1 protein-coding gene is annotated in these 368 nt (G+C 64.9%); it reads right to left on the reverse strand.

Going from position 1 to position 368, the window contains the following annotated elements; all coding sequences use genetic code 11:
• A partial coding sequence (locus tag EN857_RS33560; protein ID WP_281036053.1) for an inositol monophosphatase family protein occupies positions 1 to 368 on the reverse strand: 368 nt, incomplete at both ends.

Below are 368 nucleotides of genomic sequence, written 5' to 3' on the forward strand. Positions count from 1 at the left end.
CATAGCAGTCGGTGCCATAGCGGGCGAGCTGGACCTTCGTCTCGAACTGGTCGTAGCGCTTGCGCGCATCACCCTTGAACAAGGCGGGTGTGGTCGTGAAGAGCGTCGCCCGCGCGAGGTCGGTCGTCTTGCGGGTGGCGAGCCTGCGCGGACCGCCGGGTCCTTCAAAATGCGACCCGGACGCGTTGGCATAAAACAGCTCGCCGGTGAAAGGCTGCGACATCATGCCGGCGACCGCCTCGCCATCGACGGTCAGCCCGACCAGCGTTCCCCAGACCGGGATGCCGGAAATGAAGGCGCGGGTGCCATCGATCGGATCGATCACCCAGACATGCCGGCTGCTGATGTTCTCGCTGCCATGCTCTTCG

The sequence above is a fragment of the Mesorhizobium sp. M4B.F.Ca.ET.214.01.1.1 genome, from assembly GCF_004791545.1.
GTDB classification, from domain to species: domain Bacteria; phylum Pseudomonadota; class Alphaproteobacteria; order Rhizobiales; family Rhizobiaceae; genus Mesorhizobium; species Mesorhizobium abyssinicae.